Here is a 6,158-nt window from a genome sequence, read left to right on the forward strand (position 1 = left end):
GGTCGAAGGATGGCGTGTTGAACACAGCCACCATAAAACACCGACCAAGGGAGGTATCCGGTACAGCCACAAAGTAGATGAAGATGAAACCATGGCTTTGGCTGCACTGATGTCTTATAAGTGTGCTATCGTGGACGTTCCTTTTGGAGGAGCCAAAGGCGGTGTTAAGATCAGCACCAGAGACTATTCTGAGGACGAGCTTGAACGCATTACCCGGCGCTATACCTATGAGCTTATCAAAAAAGGATTTATTGGACCGGGCATTGATGTACCTGCTCCAGATTATGGAACCGGCGCCAGAGAAATGGGCTGGATCCTGGATACTTATCGCCAGATGAAAGAAGATCTGAACGCTGAAGCTTGCGTGACAGGAAAGCCTATTCAACAAGGTGGTATTCGGGGACGTACAGAAGCTACCGGACGAGGGGTTTACTTTGGCATACGTGAAGCCTGCAATATTAAAGAAGACATGAAAAAGGTAGGGCTCGAAACAGGTGTTGAGGGCAAAACTTTTGTAGTCCAGGGTCTTGGCAACGTAGGATATCACGCCTCAAAATATATGACGGAAGCAGGCGCTAAGTTAATTGGGATTGCTGAGATCGAGGGTTCTATTTATGATGAAAACGGAATCGATCTTGAAGAACTAATGGCCTTTCGCCAGGAAACAGGATCTATAATGGGTTTTGGAAGTTCCAAAGAACTAAAAGACCGGGATGATGCACTTTATCTGGAGTGCGATATTCTTATTCCTGCTGCTCTTGAAAGTCAGATCACCGGAGACAATGCTGCCAAGGTGAAAGCCAGGATCATAGCTGAGGCTGCTAACGGCCCAACTACTGCCGACGGTCACGACATGTTAAAGAACCGCGGAGCACTTATTCTTCCTGATTCTTATCTGAATGCGGGTGGTGTAGTGGTTTCTTATTTTGAATGGCTTAAAAATATACAACATGTGCGTTTCGGAAGAATGGGCAAACGGTTTGATGAAACCAGCCTGAAAAAAATTCTTAGTGTTATCGAGAATATCTCTGACCGCAAATTTACCGACGCTGAGATCAGTAATCTGGCTCACGGTGCCGAGGAATATGACCTGGTCGACTCCGGCCTGGAAGAAACCATGATCACCGCCTATCAGCAGATCGCCGAGATCCGTAATCATCATGACCTGGATGATCTTCGTACAGCCGCATTTATCAATGCCATCAACAAGATCGGTATCATGTACGAACAAATGGGCATTTTCCCATGATATTTATACACCCCCATTATTGTTAAAAAACCCGTAGGGGCGTATCGCGATACGCCCCTACACTGTTTTAAACTATGGATGAATTAAATACAATCGCCATTGATGGCAGCGGATACGTGCTTGCCGCATTCATCGGGTACCTTGTGATCCTGGTAGGGATCGGCATCTATTCTGCCCGGTTTTCATCTGAGGGAATTTCTGAATTCTTTATTGGCGGGAGAAAAATGAACCGCCTGGTTGTTGCCCTTTCTGCTGTAGTTTCCGGCCGCAGTGCGTGGCTGTTGTTAGGCGTAACGGGCATGGCCTATGCGCAGGGAGCTTCGGCACTCTGGGCCACCGTTGGATATATCGTGGTGGAATGGTTTCTGTTCATGTACTACGCCAAACGTCTCCGAACCTTCACTGAAACCTACGACTGCATTACCGTTCCCGATTTCTTTGCCGAACGCTTTGATGATAAAACCGGCAGTCTTCGACTTATTCTCGTTATCATCTTCCTCATTTTTATGGTGAGCTATGTTTCTTCGCAGTTCGTAGCAGGAGGAAAAGCCTTCGCATCAAGTTTTGGCATCACTGAAACAACAGGAGTGATATTAACCGCCGTCATCATCCTGCTTTATACCGTTTTAGGCGGATTTATGGCGGTCAGCCTTACCGATACCATTCAGGCATTCTTCATGATCATTGCCCTGGTCTTTTTACCGATCATTGCCATCTGGAATTTAGGGGGGTGGGGAGCGATGGCTGAGCAACTAACCCTACACGAAATTGGATTCATCGATCCGTTCGCCTTGGGTTTTGGGGCTTTCATTGGATTTGTGGGAATTGGATTGGGCTCACCCGGTAATCCACATATTCTCTCCCGATACATGTCGATTGACGATGCCAAACAGCTGAAATACGCCGCTGTGGTCGGCACCATCTGGAATGTGTTGATGGCGGGCGGAGCTGTAATGATAGGACTCGTTGGCCGGGCTTATTTCCCTGAAGTCAGCATGTTGCCCGGCTCCGACACCGAAAACCTTTATCCCCTGCTTGCACAAACTCAATTGCATCCCATTTTATTCGGAGTGGTGATTGCTTCCATTTTTGCGGCCATTATGTCCACAGCTGATTCACAGCTTTTAGTCGCAGCTTCCAGTGTGGTCAGAGATGTGTACGACAAGCTCATCAAAAAAGATGAAGAGCTTTCGCAAAAGAAACTCGTGCTTTACAGCCGCATTGTGGTAGTGGTTTTAGTCATCTTATCTCTGATCTTCGGCCTCCTTGCCGAGAATATCGTCTTTTGGCTTGTACTGTTTGCCTGGGCGGGATTGGGCGCTTCCATCGGGCCGACCTCCATAATGGCACTTTACTGGAAAAAGACCACCAAAGCCGGAGTCATCGCAGGATTACTAACCGGAACTTTTGTAACCATCATCTGGTATTTTGTGCCTGTGTTGAAAGAGAACATGTACGAGCTCATCCCCGGATTCACTCTCGGACTATTCGCCACATGGATCGTCAGTAAATTCACTCAAACACCGGAAAAGATCGAAGAGCATTTTAAGGAGATGGTGAAGAAGTAGGAATTCGGTATTCGTTGATTGGTTATTCGGTATTTACTTGCTACGATTCTCCACTCCGTAATGCAAACCAAAAACTATGCCTTTTTCATCTTCGGCAGCGACCAATTCCTTTTTATGGATACCGTCCGAATGGTAATGATAAAGGCTGTTGTAATGAGATAGTTCAGGTTGTCGGGCAGGTTGAGTTCCAATCCCACATAAAATATAACAGCTCCCGCTAAACATGCGGTAGCATAAATTTCCTTCCTGAAAATAAGCGGGATCTCACGGCAAAGTACATCCCTGATGATACCTCCAACCACGGCGGATATCATTCCCATCAATCCCGCAATGAAGGGACTCAGCCCAAATGAAAGTGCTTTTTCCATACCGATGATGGTGAATAGGGCAATACCGATGGTGTCAAAAATGAAAAGCGTTTTACTGAAATCGTTGAGCTTTTTCCCCATTACGAAGGTAAACGGAACGGCCGCCAGGATCACCAGAGGATATGTAATATCGGCCATCCAGGTTATGGGGTGATTGTTGAGCAGCAGATCCCGAACCGTTCCTCCCCCAATCGCTGTCACAAATCCAACCACGGAGGCACCGAAAATATCCATATCGTTCCTTGCCGCCACGCGAATACCGCTGATGGCGAATACGAAGGTACCAATGAGATCGAGGAGGTGGATTATGTCCATTTATAAATATATAAAACGTAGGGACACAAGATCTTGTGTCCCTACTACGTTAATTCAACATCTTTTTTACATAATAAACCTGACTGGTTCTACACGCTCTGCGTTGGAACCAATTATGGCCTGAATTTTATATCCACCTTCTTGGTCGGGGATTGCTCTTTCAGCCTTAATGCCAGCTGCTGTTCCATGTTTCCGGTGACTTCCATTAGGGCTGTTGCAGCCGGAGACTCGGTATCTTCCAATACAATGGGTTTTCCGGAATCGCCGCCTTCACGCAGGGTTTGCTGTAGAGGTACTTCGCCCAACACCGGCACATTCATTTCCTGCGCCAGGTGTGAGGCTCCGCCTTTTCCGAAGATGTAATATTTCTTGTCCGGCATATCCGGAGGAGTGAAATAAGCCATGTTCTCGACCACACCCAATACAGGTACATTTACTTTTTTGAACATCGCGACACCTTTCCGGGCATCATCAAGTGCTACGGTTTGAGGGGTTGAGACAATGACGGCACCGGTCAATGGCACAGTTTGCACGATGGTAAGCTGAATGTCGCCGGTTCCGGGGGGCAGATCCATGATCATATAGTCGAGTTCACCCCATTCCACGTCCGTCATAAATTGCTTGATGGCACTGGTGGCCATTGGTCCGCGCCACACCATCGCCTGATCCACATCCACCAGGAAACCCATGGATACCAGTTTGATCCCAAATTTTTCATGCGGAACCAATTTCTTTGCCGTCGTGATATTCGGTCGGTCGTGGATGTTGAACATGGTTGGGATACTCGGCCCGTAGATATCGGTATCCATCAACCCAACTTTGTAGCCTTTCTTGGCAAGAGCAGCGGCAATATTTACGGCTACGGTAGATTTACCCACCCCGCCTTTTCCGGATGCCACCGCGATGATATTCTTCACTCCGGGCAGAATTTCTTGTTGTTGAGCCTGTTGCTGTTCCGGTTTCGAGGCCTCCATTTCTTTTTTCTTGGAGAGATTCACCGCCATCTGAATATCTACGATGGCTTCTTTATCGATAAATTTCTGAATGGCTTCTTCGCACTTCTCGCGAAGCTGATCTTCCAGCGCCTCATCCTTCTCAGGAAATTCGAGCGTGAACGACACATATTTATCCTGAACGATCACATCCTGAACCATATCGAGCGAAATAAGATCGCGCTGTTCGGAAGGATGTAAAACCTGACTGAGTGCTGATTTAACCTGTTCTTTGTTAATTGACATGTATGTTTTCTAAACCTGTATTTGATGAACAATCATACTTTCGATTTCGGACGCCAAAGATAAGCATTCTTAGCGTGGAATATGAAAACAGATGACGATCGATGTAGCGTTCATTTGGAATACCAAAATACGAAAGAGACTAAATACCGATGGCCGATTATTGGACGAGGTTTAGGATTCGTCTGACCACTGAAACATAGCGGGTAGTTCGATTTTAAATTCAAAGTGGTCTGACGAATAAGAAAGGATCAACATGGTTGAATTGGGAAAAACTCTCTCTGCTATTGTCACATTTTGGACCGGGAGGTCCGGATTGGCATTCCCAACAAGAATGTTGGGAACGGGAATAAAAAAAACGTATCACCTTCATTGCGTTTTAAAAAGCATAGCCTTTTATATGATTCAAGTCCTGACCATAAACATCAATAAAAGAAAGGCCAACTGCGGCCCGGTCCTGATCTGTAGGCTGAGCTACAACAATTGAAACAAAATAGAAATTTCCAGCTTTGTAGTAGGCTATTTTGTACATAGGATTTCCATCATCCCAAGACTTTGTAATGGCGTTAGTAAATTCATTGTTAAAGAATTCGCACGTTGTTTTATCTTGACTATTATTATTGGAAAGTACTTGAAGTTGATTCGAGCTCACACCTACCGTTCCCGTTTCTTGACGATTGTCTGCCCAAGATTGTTTAGTTAGAAAATTAACCGTATTACCTTCGGTTAATTCATCTTGTGCCGGGCAGGGGTTTAAATTGCTACCAGGCAAATTATCATCTGGATCTCCAATTTCTGATTGAGCAAAACACAACACGGATATTAGTACGAATAGTAATCTCATGGATTCATTAAGTAAATAACAATGGTCTTTAATATCATATTCAGTATAGAACTATTTTCCAATAATTATGAGTAAAGAGTTAGACACATGAGATCTGTTGCAAAAGTTGAAATCTTTTTTGATTAGAGGGAAGTCAGCTTCAGTTTTTCTTGGCAGCCAGGTACCGATAAATACCTAAACGAATTTCACAACACCTACAAGGGTGATAGCCCCTGGCGACCACACCCCACGAAATTCAAAAAGGAACAGCTTTTTGAATTGATTTCCCCTCAAGGGGAGACTTTTCTTAGTTGAATTCAAGATATTTACTAATAAGAAATTAATATTTTAAAACAACTTCGGCTAGTCCTCCCTTGAGGGAGGTGCCAAAATTTAGCTCGCTAAATTTCGCGGAGGGTGCCTGTTGCCAGGGCCTCCAACATGTTAATCCAATCCAACGCCCTCTCATCATTAACCCATTTCTCCAAAACAAACATTCACAATAAATGCCTATGTTAAGCCGATTTTTGGTAAACAAAACCTTACCTTCCAACCGAGAATCAACAAGAATTTCGGGAACAGGTTGTGAGCCGGGATTCA

The 6,158-nt window shown here is 45.2% G+C and carries 5 protein-coding genes; 2 read left to right on the forward strand and 3 right to left on the reverse strand.

The genetic code is table 11. The features are described from left to right. Both VFM80_RS11035 and VFM80_RS11040 read left to right on the forward strand, forming a co-directional pair. Nucleotides 1–1,249, forward strand: a 1,249-nt coding sequence (locus tag VFM80_RS11035; protein ID WP_395071886.1) for a Glu/Leu/Phe/Val family dehydrogenase, incomplete at its 5' end; no start/stop codon positions are given. Between the two features lie 74 nt (nucleotides 1,250–1,323). Then, entirely contained in the window at nucleotides 1,324–2,817 is a 1,494-nt protein-coding gene (locus tag VFM80_RS11040) for a sodium/proline symporter (RefSeq protein ID WP_395071887.1), read from the forward strand. A gap of 74 nt (nucleotides 2,818–2,891) precedes the next feature. Here the strand turns inward: VFM80_RS11040 and VFM80_RS11045 are convergent, their stop codons facing one another. From VFM80_RS11045 to VFM80_RS11055, 3 genes are all read right to left on the reverse strand, one after another. After that, nucleotides 2,892–3,500 carry a trimeric intracellular cation channel family protein gene (locus VFM80_RS11045; protein ID WP_395071888.1) on the reverse strand — a complete coding sequence of 203 codons (609 nt, stop codon included), beginning with the start codon at nucleotides 3,498–3,500 and terminating at the stop codon, nucleotides 2,892–2,894. A gap of 113 nt (nucleotides 3,501–3,613) precedes the next feature. Further along, a complete protein-coding gene (locus VFM80_RS11050; RefSeq protein ID WP_395071889.1) occupies nucleotides 3,614–4,738 on the reverse strand; it encodes a P-loop NTPase in 1,125 nt (374 codons plus the stop codon). A gap of 376 nt (nucleotides 4,739–5,114) precedes the next feature. After that, nucleotides 5,115–5,579 carry a hypothetical protein gene (locus VFM80_RS11055; RefSeq protein WP_395071890.1) on the reverse strand — a complete coding sequence of 155 codons (465 nt, stop codon included), beginning with the start codon at nucleotides 5,577–5,579 and terminating at the stop codon, nucleotides 5,115–5,117. Between the last annotated feature and the right edge of the window lie 579 nt (nucleotides 5,580–6,158).

Origin of the sequence: Gracilimonas sp. (assembly GCF_035704785.1) — a bacterium.
Taxonomy (GTDB): Bacteria; Bacteroidota; Rhodothermia; order Balneolales; family Balneolaceae; genus Gracilimonas.